This is a genomic window from Ensifer sesbaniae (assembly GCF_013283665.1).
GTDB classification, from domain to species: Bacteria; Pseudomonadota; Alphaproteobacteria; order Rhizobiales; family Rhizobiaceae; genus Ensifer; species Ensifer sesbaniae.
In genome coordinates this window covers 826,766-847,592 of sequence record NZ_JABEKU010000002.1, presented here as the reverse complement: position 1 = coordinate 847,592, position 20,827 = coordinate 826,766, and the positions used below count along the sequence as shown (strand labels likewise).

Below are 20,827 nucleotides of genomic sequence, written 5' to 3'. Positions count from 1 at the left end.
TTGTGCCGAAATTGCTATGTCCGTTCAAGCCCAACAGGAGAACGGACATGGCTGATACGGAAACGGCAACGGTAACGGCAGACAGCGGCTGGAGCGGGCCGGCAACGGTGCCCGGTTCTGCCGGGCGAGTGTCTATAGCGATCGCCTTTTGCCTTCTGTCCATGTCGAGCGTGCAGTTCGGCGCCGCGCTCTCGAAGCCGGCCATGCAAAGCCTTGGCGCCTTTGGCGCAACCTGGCTGCGGGTTTCCTGGGCTGCGGCATTCCTGCTGCTTCTCGTCCGGCCGCGCTTCTTCAGTTACACGCGGTCGCAGTGGCTAACGGCGCTTTCGCTCGGCGCCACGATGGCGACGATGACGCTCTGCTTCTTCGCGGCGATCGAACGGATCCCGCTTGGGCTTGGCGTGGCGATCGAGTTTCTCGGCCCCTTGACCGTCGCGGCGATATTTGGCGGTCGCGGTTGGCGCCTGCTTTTCCCTGCGATCGCCGCGGCCGGCGTGCTGTGCCTTTCCTGGGACGGTTCGGCGTGGGTGGCGGATGCGCGCGGGCTGCTTTTCGCCTTCGGCGCTGCGATCGGCTGGGGCGGCTATATCGTGCTGATGAAACATGCCGGCCAAAGCTTCAGGGGATTGGAGGGGCTTGCCGTTTCGCTATTGTTTGCAGCACTCGTCGCAACGCCGTTCGGCGTTCACCAGGTGCAATCCGGCTTATCCTTCGACCTGCTGCTGGTGACGGCCGGGCTCGCCGTTCTGGTGCCGTTGCTCCCTTACGCGCTCGAATTCATGGCGCTCCGCCGCATGCAGCCATCGGCCTTCGGTATCCTGATGAGCCTGGAGCCGGCTATCGGCGCCTGCGCGGGCTTCATCGTCCTTGGGCAGGTGCTGTCGCTCCACCAGATCTTCGGCGTCGCACTCGTGATGCTCGCCAGTGCCGCCGGGACCGTGCTGGCGAAAGCCTAACGCCATAGCGGAAGGCGCCGTTCTCGTTCGTCAATCCTACGAAAATTCCGCTGTCGCTTGCCGCGGGGCGGCTGACCCGCGCTCTTTCGTCTGCGACCTCCCGGTGAATTTCATCCACATCTTACGCGCTAAGTGAGAAGTGTCGGTTTACAAAAGTAATATAATATGATTTTTTCTCGCTGGCTGCGCGGAGGCAGCTTTCTTTGGGAGGAAATCATGAAAATCGCCAAGGCACTTGCGAGTGCAACGATCCTTGCTGCCTGCACGTTCGGCAGCGCTACTGCCGCCGAACTGGTCGTCGGCTTCTCGCAGATCGGCTCGGAGTCCGGCTGGCGCGCCGCCGAGACGACGCTGACCAAGCAGCAAGCCGAACAGCGCGGCATCGACCTCAAGTTCGCTGATGCGCAGCAGAAGCAGGAAAACCAGATCAAGGCGATCCGCTCCTTCATCGCGCAGGGCGTGAACGCCATTCTTCTCGCCCCGGTCGTAGCAACCGGCTGGGACGAAGTTCTCCAGGAAGCCAAGGACGCGGAAATTCCGGTCATCCTGCTCGACCGCACCGTCGACGCCTCGAAGGATCTCTATCTGACGGCGGTAACCTCCGACCTGGTGCACGAGGGCAGTGTCGCCGGCAAATGGCTCGTCGACACCACGGCCGGCAAGCCCTGCAATGTCGTAGAGCTCCAGGGTACGACGGGGTCCTCGCCGGCGATCGACCGCAAGAAGGGCTTTGAACAGGCGCTGTCGGGGCATGACAACCTGAAGATCATCCGCAGCCAGACCGGCGACTTCACCCGCACCAAGGGCAAGGAAGTGATGGAAAGCTTTCTGAAGGCCGAGGACGGCGGCAAGAACATCTGCGCACTCTACGCCCACAATGACGACATGGCCGTCGGCGCCATCCAGGCGATCAAGGAGGCCGGCCTGAAACCCGGCAAGGATATCCTTGTCGTCTCGATCGATGCCGTGCCGGATATCTTCCAGGCGATGGCCGCCGGCGAAGCCAATGCCACGGTCGAGCTGACGCCGAACATGGCCGGCCCCGCCTTCGATGCGCTTGCTGCTTACCAGAAGGATGGCACGGCACCGCCGAAGTGGATCCAGACGGAATCGAAGCTCTATACGCAGGCCGACGAACCGCTGAAGGTCTACGAGGAAAAGAAGGGCCTCGGCTACTGACGTCGCCCCTGGCCCGCGCCCTCTTCTCGCGCGCGGGCCAGGCTCCTTTCCTGAGATACTTTCCGGGCGAAGAGTGCAGCTTGCCGCGGCCAAACTGTGCTTCTCGTCCGACAGATACCCGCATCGCGGAGACGGTATCGATGCAGACCAGTGACCACATTCTTTCGGCGATCCGGATCGAGAAGGCCTTCCCGGGCACCAGGGCCCTCGACAAGGTCGATTTTCACCTCCGGCGTGGAGAGGTTCATGCGCTGCTTGGCGAAAACGGCGCCGGCAAGTCTACTCTCATCAAATGCCTTACGGGCGCCTACCGCCGCGACGGCGGTGCCATCCTGCTCGACGGCACGGAGGTTGATCCCCGCGACACGTTCGAGGCCCAGACTCTGGGTATCGGCACGGTCTACCAGGAGGTCAACCTGTTGGCGAACCTGACGGTTGCCGAAAACCTCTTCCTCGGGCGCCAGCCGCGCCGCTTCGGCATGGTTGACGTTGGCGCCATGAACCGGCGTGCGCGGGAGCTGCTCGCTGACTATGAGCTCGACATCGACGTCACCCGCGATCTCGCAAGCTATTCCGTGGCGATCCAGCAGGTCGTCGCCATCGCCCGTGCCGTCGATCTCTCAGGCAAGGTGCTGATCCTCGACGAGCCGACGGCAAGCCTCGATGCGCATGAGGTGGCGATGCTGTTCCGCATTGTCCGGCGCCTCAAGGCCCGCGGGCTCGGCATCGTCTTCGTCACCCATTTTCTTGAACAGGTCTACGAGATTTCCGACCGGATAACGGTGCTCAGGAACGGGCAGCTCGTCGGAACCCGTGAAACTGCCAATCTCGACCGCCGCGCGTTGATCGCGATGATGATCGGCCGTGAACTGGCCGCTGAGATTCATGCCCCGCGTGCGCAAACCTCGGAAGGGCCGCTGCGTTACCGGTTTCGCAACTATGGCCGCAAGGGTCGCGTTCGTCCCTTCGACCTCGATGTCCGTGCCGGCGAAGTTGTCGGCATGGCCGGCCTGCTCGGCTCCGGACGGACGGAAACCGCGGAGCTTCTCTTCGGCGCCCACTCTGCCGATAGCGGTCAGGCGGAGATCGACGGCCGCGCGATCGATCTATCATCGCCGCGTGCCGCCATCCGGCACAGGTTCGGCTTCTGCCCGGAGGATCGGAAGACATCAGGCATCATTGGCGATCTCTCGGTGCGCGAGAACATCGTGCTCGCGCTGCAGGCGCGCCGCGGCTGGACACGGCCGATCTCGCGGGCGGAACAGAACCGGCTGGCGGACCACTACATCCGCGCGCTCGATATCCGCACCGCCGATCGAGAAAAACCGATCAAGCTTCTATCCGGCGGCAATCAGCAGAAGGCGATCCTGGCGCGCTGGCTTGCGACCGAGCCCGAATTCCTGATCCTCGACGAGCCGACCCGTGGCATCGACGTCGGCGCCCATGCGGAGATCGTCAAGCTCATTGAGGCGCTGCGCGAGAAGGGGCTGTCGCTGATCGTCGTCTCGTCGGAGATCGAGGAACTGGTCGCCTACAGCACGCGGGTCATCGTGCTTCGGGATCGCGCCCATGTCGCCGAACTCGACGGCAACCGGCTCACGGCCCACGAGATCGTCGAAGCGATCGCCGCAACCAATGAAAGGAGGGCGTCATGACGTCGTTCTTCCGGCTCTATTTGAACCGGTTGCTGCCGCAACTGATCGCGCTTGCCGTCATCGTCGTGGCGGTTTCACTGGTGTTTCCCGGCTTCCTCAACCTGGAAATCCAGAACGGACGCCTTTATGGCAGCCTCGTCGACATCCTCAATCGCGGCGCGCCCGTCGTGCTTTTGGCAATCGGCATGACTGTCGTCATCGCCACCAAGGGCATTGATCTCTCGGTCGGCGCGGTGATGGCGATCTGCGGCGCCACCGCCGCCGCTGCGATCACCTCCGGCCACTCGCTCGCCGGAACGCTGCTGATCACGCTTGCCGTCGGTATTCTTTGCGGTCTTTGGAACGGGGTGCTGGTGGCGGTGCTCGACATCCAGCCGATCATTGCCACGTTGGTCCTCATGGTCGCCGGGCGGGGGATTGCCCAGCTCATTACCGAGGGCGCGATCCTGACCTTCAATGATCCCGGCCTCATCTTCATCGGCAGCGGCTCCTTCGCGGGCCTGCCAATGCCGGTCGTGATCTGGTTGGTTTTCGGGGTGCTGATCGCCATGCTCGTCAGGCGGACGGCGCTCGGCATGCTGATCGAGGCGATCGGCGTCAATCGTCAGGCGAGCACGCTGTCCGGCGTGCTGACGCCAGTCCTGCTGATCGCCGCCTATGTTCTCTCCGGTCTCTGCGCCGCCATTGCCGGCATCATTGCCGCCGCCGACATTCGTGGCGCCGATGCCAACAATGCCGGGCTCTGGCTGGAGCTCGATGCCATTCTCGCGGTCGTGGTCGGCGGCACGTCGCTGCTCGGCGGACGCTTCAGCATCGCCGCATCGGTGCTCGGCGCGATCATCATCCAGGCGATCAACACCGGTATTCTTCTCTCCGGCTTCCCGCCAGAGTTCAACCTGATCATCAAGGCGGCGATCATCGTCGTCATCCTGGTGCTTCAGTCGCCGCGGTTCCGCACCGCCTTTGCCTTCCTCGTGCCGGCGCGCGGTGCGAGCAAACCAAGCGAGCGAGCTGCAAAATGAAGCCGAAATATCTTCCGCTGATCGCGACGCTCGTGATCTTTCTGCTCGGTTATGCGCTTTGCGTCGCGCAGTATCCGAACATCCTGTCCACGCGGGTGATTGGAAACCTTTTGACCGACAATGCCTTCCTCGGCATCGCGGCCGTCGGGATGACCTTCGTCATCCTCTCGGGCGGCATCGATCTCTCCATCGGTTCAGTCATCGCGTTCACCGGCGTCTTCCTGGCCGTCGTGCTGGAACACAGCAGCATCCACCCGCTCGTCGCCTTCGCGATGGTCCTCGCGATCGCGACGCTCTTCGGTGCCGCGATGGGTGCGATCATCCACTATCTGGAGATGCCGGCCTTCATCGTCACGCTTGCGGGGATGTTTCTCGCGCGCGGCATGGCTTTCGTGCTGTCGATCGATTCCATCCCGATCAAGCATCCGTTCTACGCGACGTTGAAAGGACTTTACGTCAAGCTGCCCGGCGGCGGACGCATCACGCTGATCGGCGGGCTGATGCTGCTCGTCTTTGCGGTCGGTATTCTCCTGGCGCATCGAACCCGCTTCGGCACCAATGTCTATGCGCTCGGCGGCGGTACGGCGACGGCGCGGCTCATGGGCGTTCCGGTTGCGGCAACGACCGTGAGGATCTACGCGCTCTCGGGGTTGCTCGCCGGGTTGTCCGGCATCGTCTTTTCGCTCTACACGTCCGCGGGCTACTCCCTTGCGGCCGTCGGCGTCGAACTGGACGCGATTACCGCCGTCGTCATTGGCGGGACGCTCTTGACCGGTGGCTCCGGTTTCGTTGCGGGCACATTTGTCGGCACCCTCATCCAGGGCCTGATCCAGACCTACATCACTTTCGACGGATCGCTGTCGAGCTGGTGGACGAAGATCCTGATCGGCCTTCTGCTCTTTGCTTTCATCCTCTTGCAGAAGGGCATCATCTACGTCTCGCGTCATCGTCGACAGCCGGCGTGACCGGACAAGGATCGTGCGATGTGGCCATTCTTCCAACCGCCGCGCAAGAGGACGAGCCATCGGCTCGTGGTTGAAGAGCTCGGCCAGGCGGTCGTCGCAGGGGAATTCGCCGTCGGCGCCATCCTGCCCGGAGACGTGGAGCTTGCGGCGCGGTTCAACGTCTCCCGCACGGTTCTGCGCGAAGCAATGAAGACGCTCGCCGCCAAGGGGCTCGTCGTCGCGCGCGCTCGCATCGGCACACGCGTGATGCCCCGGGCGAACTGGAACCTTTTCGACGGGGACGTGCTTTCCTGGCATTTCCGGGCCGGTGTCGATGAGGAGTTCCTGCGCCATGTCACCGAGGTCCGTCTCGCCCTGGAACCCTTTGCGGCTGGGCTCGCTGCGCGTCGGGCCACCGACGCCGATATCTCCCATATGATGCGGCTGGCGGTCGCCATGGGCGATGCCGGGCACAGCGCGCAGACGCTGGCCATTGCCGATCTCGAATTCCATCTCCGCCTTCTCGAAGCTTCCCTCAATCCGTTCATGCAGACGGTGGGCAGCCTGATCGAGGCGGCACTGATGGGCGTTTTCAGCTTGAGCAACGCGGCCACCGATGGTGCCGAGATCGATCGTGTCGCCGTCGCGCATATCCGTATCGTCGAGGAAATCCGCCTGCGCAACGAGGAAGGTGCACGAAGCGCAATGGAGCACGTGATACGCGTGGGGCAACAACAGCTGATCGCAAATTTGCGGGTGCGCGACTGACCCGGAAGTGAGCACCGGATGCTTCGCGACGCGTGACCGCAAGGCACTTTCCGCGCGGCTTGGCTTTGTCCGTCGCGTGCGCGTAGGCTGCCGCTGCGGGTGAAGGCGAGCGGAGAACCGGGTGACGGAACAGGATGTGCTGATCGTCGGCGCTGGACCGACGGGGCTGGTGTTTGCCCTCTGGCTGACCGCCCAGGGGGTGAAGGTCCGCATCATTGATAAAAACACCGGTCCCGGTCCGACGTCGCGGGCGATGGTGGTGCATGCCCGTACACTCGAGCTCTATCGCCAGCTCGATTTGGCATCCGCCGTGATCGAAGCGGGGCACCGCAACCCTTCGGTCAATCTTTGGGCCAAAGGCAGGGAAAAGGCACGAATTTCCTTCACTTCGACCGGTGCGAAGCTGACGGCCTATCCGTTTGTCCTGATCTATCCGCAGGATCATCATGAGGGGCTGCTTGCTGCACGGCTGGAAGCCCTGGGCGTCAAGGTCGAGCGGCAGACCGAGCTTGTCGGCTTCCTGGACGCCGATGGCCACGTGAGCGCGCAACTTCGGCTGCCCGACGGCAGCGAGGAGGTTTCGATCGCCCGATATCTCGCGGGATGCGACGGCGCGCGCTCGCCCGTGCGGCACAAGCTCGCGACCGGTTTTGCAGGCGGCACGTATAACCAGATTTTCTATGTCGCCGATGTCGAGGCGAGCGGTCCCACTGCCAATGGCGAGGTGCATGTTTCCCTCGACAGCAACGACTTTGTTGCGCTGCTTGCCTATGCCAAGGGTCGCGGGCGTCTGATCGGCCTCGTCCGCGACGAACGGGAGGACGCGGACAGGCTCGCCTTCGAGGATGTCAGCCACCGGGCGATCGCGCGTTTGCGGCTCACGATCGACAGGGTCAATTGGTTCTCGACCTATCGCGTCCATCATCGCGTCGCTGATCGCTTTCGACAGGGACACACATTCCTGCTGGGTGACGCTGCCCATGTGCACAGCCCCGTCGGCGGCCAGGGCATGAACACCGGTATCGGCGACGCGATCAATCTTGCCTGGAAGCTTGCGGCAGTATTGAAGGGACAGGCGCCCGACAGCCTGCTCGACAGTTATGAGCGCGAGCGCATCGGTTTCGCGCGCCAGCTCGTTGCGACCACGGATCGCCTGTTCACCTTCGTGACTGCCGAAGGCCGTTTCGCGGACGTCTTGCGTGTCGAGATCGCTCCCATTCTGGCGGGTGTCGCCTTCCGCATCGGCCGTGTCCGCGAGTTTCTGTTCCGGATGCTTTCGCAGACCCAGCTGAACTATCGCGGTGGCCCCTTGAGCCGCGGCACGGCCGGCGGAGTGAAGGGCGGAGACCGGCTTCCCTGGGTCGATACGGCTGGCCGCGACAACTATCAGCCGCTCACCGCCATCACCTGGCAGGTGCATGTTTATGGCACGCCGCGCGACGAGATGAGAGATTGGTGCGGAGCGCGCGGCGTGCCGCTCCATGTGTTCCCATGGACGAGGGCGCACGGGACGGCAGGTTTGGCCGCGGATGCCGTCTATCTCCTGCGGCCGGACACTTACGTGGCGCTCGCCGCTGAAAAGCAGGCACCCGAGCTATTCGATGCCTATCTGGCGGAACAAGGGATCACCCTGTCCTGACGGACATCCGCACAACAGAGCCGGAACGTCCCGAAGGCGGTTTTTCGTCAGGTTTGGAATTCGACACGGGCTCCGACTGGAAATGGTGAACGCGGAAACGGGGCCAGATTGGCCCCGTCTCGATGTTATCGTCCGGCCCCAAACCTAACCGTGGCTGGCCGGTGTCGCAGTCTTGCCTTCCGTCATGCCGCTCTCAGCCGAGGCACCCTGCGCTTCGGCTGGATGCTTGGAAATGCCGGCGAGCTTGTGGCCGCGTTCGCGCAGCCACTGGAAGGCGACGTAGAGTGCCGGGATGACGAAGATGCCGACGAGAGCGGCGGCGAGCATGCCGCCGGCAACGCCGGTGCCGACCGCGCGGCGGCTGAGTTCGCCGGCGCCCTTGGCGATCACCAGCGGCACCAGGCCGACGATGAAGGCGAAGCTCGTCATCATCACGGCACGGAAGCGGGCGCGCGCGCCTTCGATCGCCGCATCGACGATCGTCGCACCGGCCTCGCGGTGCGCCTTGGCGAACTCGACGATCAGGATCGCATTCTTCGAGGCGAGCGCGATCAAAACGACGAGGCCGATCTGGGCGTAGATGTCGAAGGAGAGACCGGCGACGAGCACCGACAGCAGCGCACCCGTAACCCCAAAGGCGACCGACAGCAGCACCGGTACCGGGATCGTCCAGCTCTCGTAGAGCGCCACGAGAAAGAGATAGGCGAAGAGCACGGCCATCGCCAGAATGGCGGTCGTCTTGCCGGCCGCTTCCAGTTCCTGCAGCGCCGTCCCGGTCCATTCGTAGCTGTAGCCGGGCGGCAGGGTCGAGGCGGATAGCGCTTCCATCGCGGCCAGCGCCTCGCCCGAGGAATGGCCGGCGGACGGCTGGCCGTTCAGCGTGATCGAGCGGTAGTTGTTGTAGCGCACGATCGACTGCGGGCCGACGATATAGTCGACCTTGGCGACCGAGGCGACGGGGACCATGTCGCCGTTCACGTTGCGCACGTGCAGGCGCTGAATGTCGTCGACGGCGTTGCGGTCGGCCTGGGCCGCCTGCATCGTCACCTTCCAGGTGCGGCCGAAGAGGTTGAAGTCGTTGACGTAGTAGCTGCCGAGCGTGCCCTGCAGCGTCGTGAACAGATCGCTGACCGACACGCCGAGCGATTGCAGCCGATCGCGGTCGATGTCGAGATAGAGTTGCGGTGAACTGGCCGAATAGGTGGTGAAGGTGGGACCGAGCGCCGGGTTCTGGTTGGCGGCAATGATCAGCCCGCCGGCAGTCGCCGCGAGATCGGTGACCGAGCGGCCCTGCAGGTCGAGCAACTGGTATTCGAAGCCCGACCCGGTGCCGAGACCCATGATTGGTGGCAGGTTGAAGGCGAAGATCTGCGCACCGCGGATCGTTTGTCCCTTGGCCATGGTGGTGGCGATCACCGCCTCGACGCCGGCCGATGCGCTTAGGCGCTCCGCGAAGGGCTTCATCGTCACGATGGCGAAAGCGGAGTTCGATTTGGAAAGGCCGTCGAGGAAGGAGTAGCCGGTGACGGTGGTCACATTGGCGACGCCCTCGATGCCGCCAAGCATCGTCTCCACCTGCTTCACGACGGCATCGGTACGGTTGTAGGAAGAGCCCTCAGGCAGACGGATTTCGGTGAAATAGGCGCCCTGGTCTTCTGCCGGCAGGAAACCCGTCGGAACGACGCGGAAGAGGGAGCCGGCCGCGACGAAGGCGAGTGCCAGCAGCGCGAGGCCGATGATCGCGCGCCGGGCGATATGCCCGGCCACAAAGGCATAGCCGTCGCGCCCCTTGTCGATGGTGCGCGAGATATAGCCGAGAATGCCGCGCTTGGGTCCGTGATGCGGCTTCAGCAGCACGGCGCAGAGCGCCGGGCTGAGCGTCAGCGCGTTGACTGCCGAGATCACCATCGATACCGAGACGGCGACGGCGAACTGCTGGAACAGTTGGCCGCTCAACCCGGGAATGAAGGCCACCGGCACGAAAACCGACAGGAGCACAAGGGTGATCGCAACGATGGCGCCGGTGATTTCGCCCATCGCGCGCCGCGCCGCTTCCGCCGCCGAGAGACCCGGGTTCTCCTCCATCACCCGCTCGACGTTTTCGACCACCACGATCGCATCGTCGACGACGATACCGATCGCCAGAACCAAAGCCAGCAGTGACACGGTGTTGAGCGAGAAGCCCATGGCAAGCAGCACCGCGAAGGTGCCGATCAGCGCGACCGGAACGGCGACGAGCGGGATCAGCGTTGCCCGCCAGTTTCCAAGGAAGAGAAAGACGATGATAATGACGAGGACGAAGGCTTCGAACAGTGTTTCCTCGACATTGTCGACGCTCGCTTCGACGAATTGCGCCGTGTCGTAGGAGACCGAATAGGTGAGGCCCGGCGGGAAGGATTTCGACAATCGTTCCATCGCCTCCTGCACGCCTCTGGCAGCGGCAAGCGCGTTGGCGCCCGGCGCCTGATAGGTGCCGATCATGGCGACAGGCTTGCCATTGATCCGGGCGCTGGAATCAGAACTGGCGGCGCCGAGCTCGACACGCGCCACGTCACGGATGCGTACATAGGAACCATCGGGCCTTGCACGCAGCACCACATCCTCGAACTGCTTTGGGTCGGTGAGGCGGCCCTGTGTCTGGAGATTTAGCTGGAACAGCGGGTCGTCGGTCATCGGCTGCGCGCCGATGCGGCCGATCGCCGCCTGGACGTTCTGGGCCTTGAGCGCATTGATCACGTCTGTCGGCGTCAGGTCGAGGCTGGTCATCCGGTCGATGTCGAGGACGACGCGCATGGAGTAGTCCTGCGCACCGAAGAGCTGAGCATCGCCGACCCCGGGCACGCGCTTGACCGTGTCGAGCACGTTGATCGTGGCGTAGTTGGACAGGAACAGGGAATCGAAGTTCTGTTTCTCGTCCGCACCATAGATGGCAATCACCTGCATCAGCGCCGAGGACTTCTTGCGCACGCTGACGCCGCTCTGCTTGACTTCCGCTGGCAGGCCAGCTTCGGCGAGCGAGACGCGGTTCTGGACGTTGACGGTGGCGATATCGGGGTCGGTGCCGACGGCGAAGGTGACGGTCAGGGTATAGGAGCCGTCAGCGCCGCTGGTCGACTTCATGTACAGCATGTCGTCGACACCGACGACCTTGCTTTCGATCGGTTGGGCGACCGTGTTTTCGACTACGTCGGCGCCGGCGCCGGGATAGCTTGCGGTGACGCTCACCTGCGGCGGTACGATATCGGGGAATTGCGCGATCGGCAGGCGGGTGAGCGCAAGAAGGCCCGCCAGCGTCAGCACGATGGAAATGACCGTGGCGAAGCGCGGGCGATCGATAAAGATCTCTGAAATCATGGGTCAGCCACCTGCTGCCGTGGCGGCATCGACAGCGATGCCCGGTCGGACCTTGCCCGCCCCCTCGGTGATGACGTTCTCGCCTTCCTTGAGGCCTTTGCCGATGACGGCCTGGCCGCGCGTGTTGCGCGTGACATCGACGCGGCGAAGCTCCACTTTGGAACTCGCATCGACCACCAGCACGAAGGCGCCCTGCTGATCACGCTGGACCGCCTGCTGCGGCACGGCGAGAACCTCCTGCTTGTCGGATTGCTCGAGCATGACGCGCACCAGGGCGCCGTCGAGCAGGATGCTGTCCGGATTAGGGAACTCGGCGCGCACCGTCACTGTGTCCGTCCCTTGCGAGACGTTGCTGGCGATAAAGTTGATCGTGCCCTTCTGCTTGTATTCCGTGCCGTTCGGCAGCCCGAGCCCGACATTGGCGCCGCCGCTGATCTCGCCCTTCAGCACACGCTCGCGATAGGTAAGGTAGAGGGCGGTCGCCACGGGAAACTGAACATAGATGGGATCAAGCCGAGTCAGCGTTACCAGCGGCCCGCTGTCCGGGCCGACGAGCGCGCCGACATCCGCGGCTGTCAAGCCGACGATGCCGTCGAAGGGCGCGACGATCTTCGTATAGGAAAGGTTGAGGTCGGCGTTGTCCTTGCTGCCTCTGAGCCGGACCAGATCGCCTTCGGCCTTCCTCACCTCGGCATGGGCCTCGTCCACCTTCGCCTGAGAAATCGTCTTGGTCGTCAGCAGTTGCTCGGCGCGGTCACGTTCGAGGATGGCAAGTTCCTTGGCTGCTTCCGCCGCTTCGATCTGCCCCTCGATTTCCTGGACTGCGGCGCGATAGGCACCGTCTTCGACCTGGTAGAGCACCGTGCCAGCGGTGACTTTCTGTCCCTCGGTGAAGTTGACGGCCTCGAGGAAGCCCGAAACGCGGGCGCGAATATCGACCTTCTGGATGGCGGTGACCTGACCCGTCAGATCGACGCTCTCGCGCAGGTCCATGACCGTGGCCGGCGCCACGACCACCGCCGGAGCCTGCTGCGCAGAGGCGGTTTGCGCCGCGAGGAAGATCGCGACAAGGAGTGTTGATGAAAGTGAAGCGACCCGGACTCTTGAGCGATGCATGCAACGTTCCCCCTGAACGAAACAGCTTGAGATGACGTCGGTCGCCTTCGCAGGCGGCCCGATGGCGTTGAAATCAGAACACGTTATCCACGTCAAGTCACGCAATTAGTGATTGATAAGGCGCCGGATGCAGAGCGACGGCGAATTTGCCGATGGAGGATGCCGACAGAGAGAAGTTGTCACAAAAGCAAAGGCTTGCGCGGGGAGGCCTGTTCGACGCGGAAGGGCTCGACAGCCTGGGACTCTCGGTCGTCCGGTTAGTTGGGACGTTTGGCAGCGGTCGTTTAACGTGTGGTCGGCCATTACGGGCAACGAGCCGTGGCTGCAACCTTGGGTGACGCTTTGCATTCGACGTGCACGAACCAGATCCCGGCATGATGCCGGGATCTGTACTGGATTTCGGCAGTCCGACCGGATCTCAGACGAGATCGAAGCGATCGGCGTTCATTACCTTGTTCCAGGCGGCCACGAAGTCGCGCACGAACTTCTTCTTGGCATCCGCCTGTCCGTAGACTTCCGCAATCGCCCTCAACTGCGAGTTCGAACCGAAGACGAGATCGACGCGGGTCGCCGTCCACTTGACGTCGCCGGTCTTGCGGTCGCGCCCTTCGAACACGTCCTTCGCATCCGACGTCGCCTTCCAGACCGTGCTCATGTCGAGCAGGTTGACGAAGAAGTCGTTGCTGAGCGTTTCGGCACGATCGGTGAAGACGCCATGCTTGGTCGGACCGTGGTTCGCGCCGAGAACACGCAGGCCCCCGACGAGAACGGTCATCTCCGGCGCGGTCAGCGTCAAGAGCTGGGCCTTGTCGATCAGCAGTTCTTCCGGCGAAACCGCATATTGTGTCCGCTGGTAGTTGCGGAAACCGTCGGCGATCGGCTCCAGAACGTCAAAGGAGTCGACGTCGGTCTGTTCCTGCGAGGCGTCCATGCGACCCGGCGCGAAGGCAACCTCTATGTCATGGCCGGCTGCTTTCGCTGCCTTTTCGATGGCAGCGGCGCCGCCAAGCACGATCAGGTCGGCGAGCGACACTTTCTTGCCGCCGGACTGCGCGTCGTTGAAGGCGCGCTGGATGCCTTCGAGGGTTTCGAGAACCTTTGCCAGTTGTGCCGGCTGGTTGACCTGCCAGTCCTTCTGCGGCGCAAGGCGAATGCGGGCGCCGTTGGCCCCGCCACGCTTGTCCGATCCGCGGAAGGTCGCGGCGGATGCCCAGGCGGTCGAAACCAGCTCGGAGACCGAAAGGCCCGAAGCGAGGATCTTGGCCTTGAGGTCGGCGATATCCTTCGCGTCGACGAGCGGGTGATCGACGGCGGGGATGGGATCCTGCCAGATCAGTTCTTCGGCCGGAACTTCCGGGCCGAGATAGCGGGCGCGCGGACCCATGTCGCGGTGGGTCAGCTTGTACCAGGCGCGGGCAAAGGCGTCGGCGAAAGCGTCCGGGTTCTCGTAGAAGTGTCGCGAGATCTTCTCATAGGCCGGATCGACGCGCAGCGCGAGGTCGGTCGTCAGCATCGACGGGGCGTGACGCTTGGACTTGTCATGCGCATCCGGGACGGTGCCGGCGCCCATGCCATGCTTCGGCGTCCACTGGTGGGCGCCGGCCGGGCTCTTCGTCAGTTCCCATTCGTAGCCGAAGAGGTTCCAGAAGTAGTTGTTGCTCCACTTGGTCGGCGTCGTCGTCCAGGTGACTTCGAGACCGCTGGTGATGGTGTCGCCGCCACGGCCGCTGCCGTAGGTGCTTGCCCAGCCAAGGCCCTGTTCCTCGATGCCCGCACCTTCCGGCTCGCGGCCGACATTGGCCGCATCACCAGCGCCGTGGGTCTTGCCGAAGGTGTGGCCGCCGGCGATCAGCGCAACGGTTTCCTCGTCGTTCATCGCCATGCGGGCGAAGGTCTCGCGAATGTCCCTGGCGGCAGCGAGCGGGTCCGGGTTGCCGTTCGGGCCTTCCGGGTTGACGTAGATCAGGCCCATCTGCACCGCTGCGAGCGGGTTTTCGAGGTCCCGGTCGCCCGAATAGCGCTTGTCGTCGAGCCAGGTCTTTTCCGTGCCCCAGTAGATGTCCTCTTCCGGTTCCCACACATCGGGACGGCCGCCGGCGAAACCGAAGGTCTTGAATCCCATCGATTCGAGCGCGCAGTTGCCGGCGAGGATCATCAGGTCGGCCCAGGAGATGCTGTTGCCGTATTTCTGCTTGATCGGCCAGAGGAGGCGGCGCGCCTTGTCGAGGTTGGCGTTGTCCGGCCAACTGTTGAGCGGTGCGAAGCGCTGCTGCCCGGCACCGGCGCCGCCGCGGCCGTCGCCGGTGCGGTAGGTGCCGGCGCTGTGCCAGGCCATGCGGATGAACAGCGGTCCGTAGTGGCCGAAGTCGGCCGGCCACCAATCCTGCGAATCGGTCATCAGGGCGAAGAGATCCTTCTTCACCGCCGGCAGGTCGAGCTTCTTGAATTCCTCGGCATAGTTGAACGCCTCGCCCATCGGATCGGAAAGGGAGGAATTCTGGTGCAGGATCTTCAGGTTGAGCTGGTTCGGCCACCAGTCGCGGTTCGAGGTGCCGGCCGATTGAGCGCTCGTCTGAGCTCCGTGCATGACGGGACATTTGCCCGTTTTGTCGGCTTTCGCGTCCATTTTTATCTCCCTTTACGATGACTTACGATGACGTGAATTGTGCGGGTCAGAGGAAAAGCAGGCTGTGCGGGCCAACGGTTTGCCGGGCCCGGCTTGCGGCATTCTTTGTGCCGTCGCTGATTGTCGTTTTGCGAAGCGGTCTGGCCACTGGCTGCATCTCCTTCATTGCGCTGACGAGTCTATCAAAGTGGTTCCATTAATTTAAGTTGGATTTCCTGATGGCAGCGATAAGGCAATCCTATTGCCGTGGGCGACAGGGCAACAAGCGCATGCTTGCAGCCTTGTATGCATCTCTGATGACGTCCGACCGCTTCGCCGATTGCAGCCCACACAAGAATATTGGTGCACGGCACTCCCGCCAAACTTGCGGAAAAAAGCATCAATGGTTAGTCACAGCCGCATAGACTCAAAGAGCTTTCCATTTTTCGCGTGGTGAAAGGACAGACATCGTGGCTGAGACAGAAACTGGGGCCGGCAAGGGCCGTCGCAAAGCGCTTTGGGCGGCCGTCGCAGTGATCGCGATCGCGGCCGCCGGCGTGACCGGCGGCAAGTTCATGCTCGAAAGGTCGGTCGATAAGTTCATCGCCGCGCGTGGTGGCAAGGCCGGCTCCGTCGAGGCGGACTTTCTCGGCCGCCTTCACCTGCGCGACGTGACGCTGCCCTTTGCCAATGGCACCAAGGTACAGGTCGCCGCGATCGATGGCCGTCCCAAGATCTTCTTCCTGAGCGGCAAGCTTGACGTGAAGGGACTTGAACTCGACATCGCCGCAGGAAAGTTCTCTGTGCCGCATGCGGTCATCGAGGAGCCGGACTTCTTCGCCGGCGCGCTCTCCAAGGCAGGCGATCAGGGTGAGTTGACGACCCTGAAACGCATCGAGCGTTTTGCCGCAAAACGGATCTCGGCGCCGGAGGCGACAATCAGCCAAGATGTGGCCGGTACCGAGCAGAAGACGGTGTACAAGGATCTCGCCCTCGAGGACATCGCGGGCGGTCGCGTCGCCCGTTATTCGGCGAGCGGCGCAAGCTTCGCCTTTGCCATGGATGTTCCTGACGGAGAAGGCGCAACGAAGCGCGAGCAGATGAACGGCTCGATCGGGGCCGTCACGGGCGAGAACTTCGATGCGGCCTATCTGACGCGGATCTATACGGAAAAGGCCGGACCCGACGACAAGGAGCCGAAGCCGCTCTATGGCCCGATCACGGTGAAGAACCTTGCCTTCTCCGACGGCAAGGCGACGTTCGGCTATGACGAAGTGCGCAGCAAGGGCTTCACTGCGCGCATGCCAGCGGAACCCCTGCTCGAAACGCTCGAAAAACTGCAAGGCGTAACAGACCCCGAGGCGTTGCCGCCGGCCGAGCGGCAGGCGTTCTTCAAGCGCGTCCTTTCGATCGTCGACATGATCGGCAACGGCGACATCGAGTTGTCGGGCATCAAGATGGAAGTGCCGGACAAGAGCAGCGATGAGGAAGGCAAGACGATCAAGCTCGCCGTCGACAAGGTGGCGATGCAGCTCGATGGCCGCAGCTTCGACGGTTCCCTCCACGGCCTTTCTGCCGGCGAAGGTGCCGACTACGTCAAGCTCGCCGAAGCAAGCATCAAGGGCTTCTCCTGGGCTCCGACCATGGAGGCGCTCACGAAGCTGGCAGGGCTGAAAGAGGAAGAGTTTGAAACCTTCCCCTTCACGACGCTGATGCCGGAGTTCGGAACAATCCGCATCGCCGGACTGGACGTGGACATGCCTGGCGCCGAGCCGTCAAGCTTGACGGACAGCGAAATTATCGACGGCGACCCGAGCGCGACCGAAAATGAGGCCGATCCGTCCGTCAGCACCGAGCCCGTGCCGGATGAGGCAACCGATGGCGATGCTTCCTCCGATGGTGATGCCGCGACGGATGGGGATGCCGCATCCGAGACAGAGGTCCCGGCCGATGCCCAGGACGCTCCGATGGTCGAAGCGCCGGCCGAGCAGGATGCCGTGCCTTCGGTCCCCGAACGCGTGCGCTTCACGCTCGACAGTTACGAGGTGGCTCTGACCAAGCCGCGCAACGGCATCCCGACGGATGTTCGGGTCACCTACCGTGATCTCAGCGTGCAGGTGCCGGCTGATACGCAGGACGAGGGTTTCGCGACGCTGCGCAAGCTGGGTTTCGACAAGCTGGTGTTCTCCTCCAACGTCGAGCTCGCCTGGGATGAGCCGAACGAGAACCTCGTCATCAAGGACATCTCCGTGAACGGCAAGGACATGGGCAGCTTCTCCTTCTCCGGCTTGATGGGAGGCGCCAGCAAGGATTTCTTCTCCGGCGACATGACCGCTGCGCAGGTGGCGCTCTTCGGCCTCACGGCCCGGGAAGCCACGCTCAAGCTTGAAGACAAGGGCATCTTGGCCAAGGGCATCAAGCTCTATGCCGAGGACAACCACATGACCGAGGACAGCGTTCGTGGGCTCCTCGTGCTGATGACGAGCGCAGGCGTGCAGCATTTTGCTGCCACCCAGCCGAAGCTGCAGGACGCGGCAACTGCGTTTACCCAGTTCATCAGCAAGCCCGGCGCCTTCACCCTGAAGGTCAAGGCCAAGGATGAAGCCGGGATCGGCGCCCTCGAGCTGATGGGCGCTGCCGAAAACCCCGCGCTTCTGCTCGACAAGGTCGACCTCGAAGCCACGGCACAGTAACGCGATTGCGGGCCGCGTCAGCCGACGCGGCTCGCATCTCTTCTGCCTATGGGTTCCTCTAGGAATTCTCGCAGTGCCATCATTTCTTCCCGTCCGATCTCATGCGTGCCGCGATTGTAGAGGGCTCGGACATCAGCCTTTTGTCCGGCAAGATAGTCGACCAGCCGCTCGATAAGCGCCAATGGGCGAGCCGGATCGTCCTGGCCGCCCGTGACGAGGACCGGTTTGCCCGCAAGCCCGGCATTGCCGGGCGGCGTCCACGCAACGAGGGGATGCAACAAGGCGGCGCGATCGAACAGATCAGGGCGTTTGACCAGGAGCGCCGTGAGCACCGTCGCTCCGGTCGTGTAGCCGATCCCATAGGCGGTCCTGCCATCATATAGGCGCCGCTTATCGGTAATGACGTTTGTCAAGTCTTCCACATGAACAGCGAATGCCTGCATATCGGGCATCGCGTCGCTGATCCGGGAAGGGCGCGCGGGATCGGTATCTCTCGTGCCTTTATTGAAAGAAAACACCTGGGCATCCGGTAGTATGCTGGCGATCAGCCCTGCGACCGGATCGTCCGGACCGGGATCGTAGAAAGCAAAGACGATCGGTGCGTCGTGCCTGAACTGTTCCACCTGCTCGTCGAAACGTGAGATTGTCATGCTGCCACTCCCGATTTGGGAGATCGAGAGGCCGTCGTCGAGGCCGCAGGCACTGCTGCCTGATCCCGGTCAGCACGCCACGCGTCGCGCTTCTCCCGAGACAAGGATCGGTGCATTCATAGGCAAAATGAACAGCAATAATATTGACAATATTATTGCATTTATCGCAATTATTTCGCATGAGCGATTTGAGTGATATCCGCGTCTTCCTGGCGGTGGCGAAACAGCGAAGCTTTACCGCCGCAGCGCGCCAGCTTTCGATGACGGCGCCAAGTGTCACCCGCGCAGTCAGTGCTTTGGAAGACGACCTCGGGGTTCAGTTGCTGCTGCGCACGACACGCCAGGTATCATTGACCTCGGCTGGCGCGGTCTATGCGGCGCGTATCGAGCCATTGATCCGCCAGTTCGATGAAGCGCGCGAGGATCTGCGTGAGCAGCACGGCGACGTCGCCGGACTGATCCGCATCAACGCGCCGCTGTCGCTCGGCCAGCACATCCTGCCGGATATCGTCACCGGCTTTCGCGCCGAGCATCCGGGCACGCAAATTTCGCTGTCGCTGACCGACCGGCTCATCGACATCGTGGCCGAGGATTTCGATCTTGCTGTCCGCGTGTCGGAACCGCCGCGCGACAAATCGACGATCTGGCGCCGGATCTGCCCGGTGCGGCGCGTGCTGGTCGCGTCGCCCGGTTACCTCGCCAGATATGGATCCCCGCAGACGCCGGATGATCTCGACCGTCACGGCTGCCTTGCCTATGACGGACAGGCGATCTCGGAGACCTGGGAACTCACATCCCAGGGCCGGGCGCGAAGGGTCAGGGCCGGCCAGACCTTGGCTGCCAACAATGGCGAGTTCGTCGCGAGGCTTGCGGAAAATGGAGAGGGCATCGCGCTCCTGCCGCTTTTCATCGTCGAGGATGCGCTGGCAACTGGAGCGCTCAAGCAGATCCTCGATGGGTGGGAGGCCCCGCAACTGTGGCTCACGCTCTATTATCCGCCCTATGAACGGCTGCCGCTGAGGGTTGCCAAGTTCTCGGATTTCTTCGAGAGCTATGTCACCGAAACGCGACCGCTCTAGCCCGATCGGTTCATGTCGAACGGATTTTCCCTCAAAACGGAGTCGTTTGGGGCTAAATGTGAGCAAAGGATACAAGAAATTGGCGGCAGGCCCCCGCATCTTTTCCCTGACATGGACGGCAATCGCGAGATGATCCCCTGTGCGTTCGCCATCGGGTCGATCAAGCATTGGGGCCGGTTCCACGCGAGGAATGAACTCCATCGCCAGGAGGCGAGGGTGGACGGCAGGTTATGACAGATCCGAATGGCATTGGAGCGCATTTCGGCGAGCCGAAGGCGCGGTCGCTCATGGTTCGGCCCGTCCGCGACGCTCGGTTTTCGGTCACGCGTCTCAAGTGCCGGCTCAATGGAGCATTGAGCCGTGTCGTCTCCCTTCCCGCGGACGACGCCTATTTCCTGATGTTCTATTTCAAGGACGTCATGCATTGCGACGTGGTTGCGGGCGCAAGCGACAGTGAAATTCGCCGTTACCGGCAAGGATCGATCTGTCTCGTCGATCTCGTTCAGGGCGCCAGCATCCGACTTGTCAGCGATCTCGATTCAGTCGCCTTTCATCTGCCGCGGGCCTTGTTGCGCGAAGTCTCGGAGTTCTCGCACGCTCCCGCCGCCACTGGTCTGCGGTGCCGCCGCGGCGAGATCGACGACGTCATGCACAATCTTGCCTTGGCCCTGCTGCCGCTGCTTGCGGAGAGTGAGAACGAACCTGGTCCGGTGCTGCGGCATATTGCCGTCGCCATTTGCGCACATCTCCTGCACTCCTATCCGGATCGCGCCACTCTATCCGGCGGCCCGGATCTGTCCGTATGGCAGGAGAAGGCGGCCAAGGATTTCATGATCGACCATTGGGCCAAGGACTTTTCGATGGCGGCGGCGGCGGCGGCCGCGAACCTGTCGCAGGGCGACTTTGCCGCAGCCTTCGTGGCCGTGACCGGACAAACGCCGGAAGAGTGGTTGATACGCTACAGGATCGGTCGAGCGAAACGCTACCTGATCGAGGAGGGCTGGTCGTGCGCCAAAGTCGCTGCCAGTTGCGGCTATGCCGACGAGACGCGTTTCATCGAAGCCTTTCGCGAGGTGACAGGGGTTACGCCCGCTGCCTGGCGTGCGCGCTGGCTGCAGTGAGGGGACACGACGTTGACCCATGAAGCTCTGAGAAGCGCCGCGGGAA

14 protein-coding genes are annotated in these 20,827 nt (G+C 63.0%); 10 read left to right on the top strand and 4 right to left on the bottom strand.

Features of this window, described 5'->3' with window-relative positions; genetic code table 11:
* Positions 1-47: 47 nt before the first annotated feature.
* The 7 genes from BHMPCIPO_RS21625 (at position 48) to BHMPCIPO_RS21595 (ending at position 8,163) form a co-directional block, all read left to right on the top strand.
* Positions 48-956 carry an EamA family transporter gene (locus BHMPCIPO_RS21625; protein WP_173518882.1) on the top strand — a complete coding sequence of 303 codons (909 nt, stop codon included), beginning with the start codon at positions 48-50 and terminating at the stop codon, positions 954-956.
* A gap of 216 nt (positions 957-1,172) precedes the next feature.
* The gene (gene ytfQ, locus BHMPCIPO_RS21620) at positions 1,173-2,135 is read left to right on the top strand and encodes a galactofuranose ABC transporter, galactofuranose-binding protein YtfQ (protein ID WP_173518881.1); all 963 of its coding nucleotides are present in this window, start codon (positions 1,173-1,175) and stop codon (positions 2,133-2,135) included.
* A gap of 140 nt (positions 2,136-2,275) precedes the next feature.
* Entirely contained in the window at positions 2,276-3,790 is a 1,515-nt protein-coding gene (ytfR, locus tag BHMPCIPO_RS21615) for a galactofuranose ABC transporter, ATP-binding protein YtfR (RefSeq protein WP_173518880.1), read from the top strand.
* Positions 3,787-4,812, top strand: coding sequence for an ABC transporter permease (locus tag BHMPCIPO_RS21610; protein ID WP_173518879.1), 1,026 nt, complete (start codon positions 3,787-3,789; stop codon positions 4,810-4,812). The genes ytfR and BHMPCIPO_RS21610 overlap by 4 nt, the downstream gene beginning before the upstream one ends.
* Positions 4,809-5,777: a galactofuranose ABC transporter, permease protein YjfF gene (gene yjfF / locus BHMPCIPO_RS21605; protein WP_173518878.1), complete on the top strand. Its 969-nt coding sequence runs from the start codon at positions 4,809-4,811 to the stop codon at positions 5,775-5,777. Before BHMPCIPO_RS21610 ends, yjfF begins: the two co-directional genes overlap by 4 nt.
* A gap of 18 nt (positions 5,778-5,795) precedes the next feature.
* Entirely contained in the window at positions 5,796-6,524 is a 729-nt protein-coding gene (locus tag BHMPCIPO_RS21600) for a FadR/GntR family transcriptional regulator (protein WP_173518877.1), read from the top strand.
* Positions 6,525-6,645: 121 nt separating this feature from the next.
* Positions 6,646-8,163 (top strand): FAD-dependent monooxygenase, encoded by a 1,518-nt coding sequence (locus BHMPCIPO_RS21595; RefSeq protein ID WP_173518876.1) that lies wholly within the window; start codon positions 6,646-6,648, stop codon positions 8,161-8,163.
* A gap of 144 nt (positions 8,164-8,307) precedes the next feature.
* On the opposite strand, the gene BHMPCIPO_RS21590 is transcribed toward BHMPCIPO_RS21595, so the two are convergent.
* The 3 genes from BHMPCIPO_RS21590 to katG form a co-directional block, all read right to left on the bottom strand.
* On the bottom strand, positions 8,308-11,517 hold the full coding sequence (locus BHMPCIPO_RS21590) for an efflux RND transporter permease subunit (protein WP_173518875.1): 3,210 nt from the start codon (positions 11,515-11,517) through the stop codon (positions 8,308-8,310).
* A 3-nt stretch (positions 11,518-11,520) separates the two neighbouring features.
* Complete coding sequence (locus tag BHMPCIPO_RS21585) at positions 11,521-12,633, bottom strand: efflux RND transporter periplasmic adaptor subunit (protein ID WP_173518874.1); 1,113 nt, start codon at positions 12,631-12,633, stop codon at positions 11,521-11,523.
* A 418-nt stretch (positions 12,634-13,051) separates the two neighbouring features.
* Positions 13,052-15,259, bottom strand: coding sequence for a catalase/peroxidase HPI (katG, locus tag BHMPCIPO_RS21580; RefSeq protein ID WP_173518873.1), 2,208 nt, complete (start codon positions 15,257-15,259; stop codon positions 13,052-13,054).
* Between the two features lie 449 nt (positions 15,260-15,708).
* Between katG and BHMPCIPO_RS21575 the strand changes: the two genes are divergently transcribed.
* Positions 15,709-17,931, top strand: coding sequence for an aq_1923 C-terminal domain (locus BHMPCIPO_RS21575; RefSeq protein ID WP_173518872.1), 2,223 nt, complete (start codon positions 15,709-15,711; stop codon positions 17,929-17,931).
* Positions 17,932-17,948: 17 nt separating this feature from the next.
* Here the strand turns inward: BHMPCIPO_RS21575 and BHMPCIPO_RS21570 are convergent, their stop codons facing one another.
* Positions 17,949-18,581 carry an alpha/beta hydrolase gene (locus BHMPCIPO_RS21570; RefSeq protein WP_173518871.1) on the bottom strand — a complete coding sequence of 211 codons (633 nt, stop codon included), beginning with the start codon at positions 18,579-18,581 and terminating at the stop codon, positions 17,949-17,951.
* 179 nt (positions 18,582-18,760) lie between these two features.
* Between BHMPCIPO_RS21570 and BHMPCIPO_RS21565 the strand changes: the two genes are divergently transcribed.
* Positions 18,761-19,660 (top strand): LysR family transcriptional regulator, encoded by a 900-nt coding sequence (locus BHMPCIPO_RS21565; protein WP_173518870.1) that lies wholly within the window; start codon positions 18,761-18,763, stop codon positions 19,658-19,660.
* A 230-nt stretch (positions 19,661-19,890) separates the two neighbouring features.
* Positions 19,891-20,781, top strand: coding sequence for a helix-turn-helix domain-containing protein (locus BHMPCIPO_RS21560; RefSeq protein ID WP_173518869.1), 891 nt, complete (start codon positions 19,891-19,893; stop codon positions 20,779-20,781).
* The last annotated feature ends 46 nt before the right edge of the window (positions 20,782-20,827 follow it).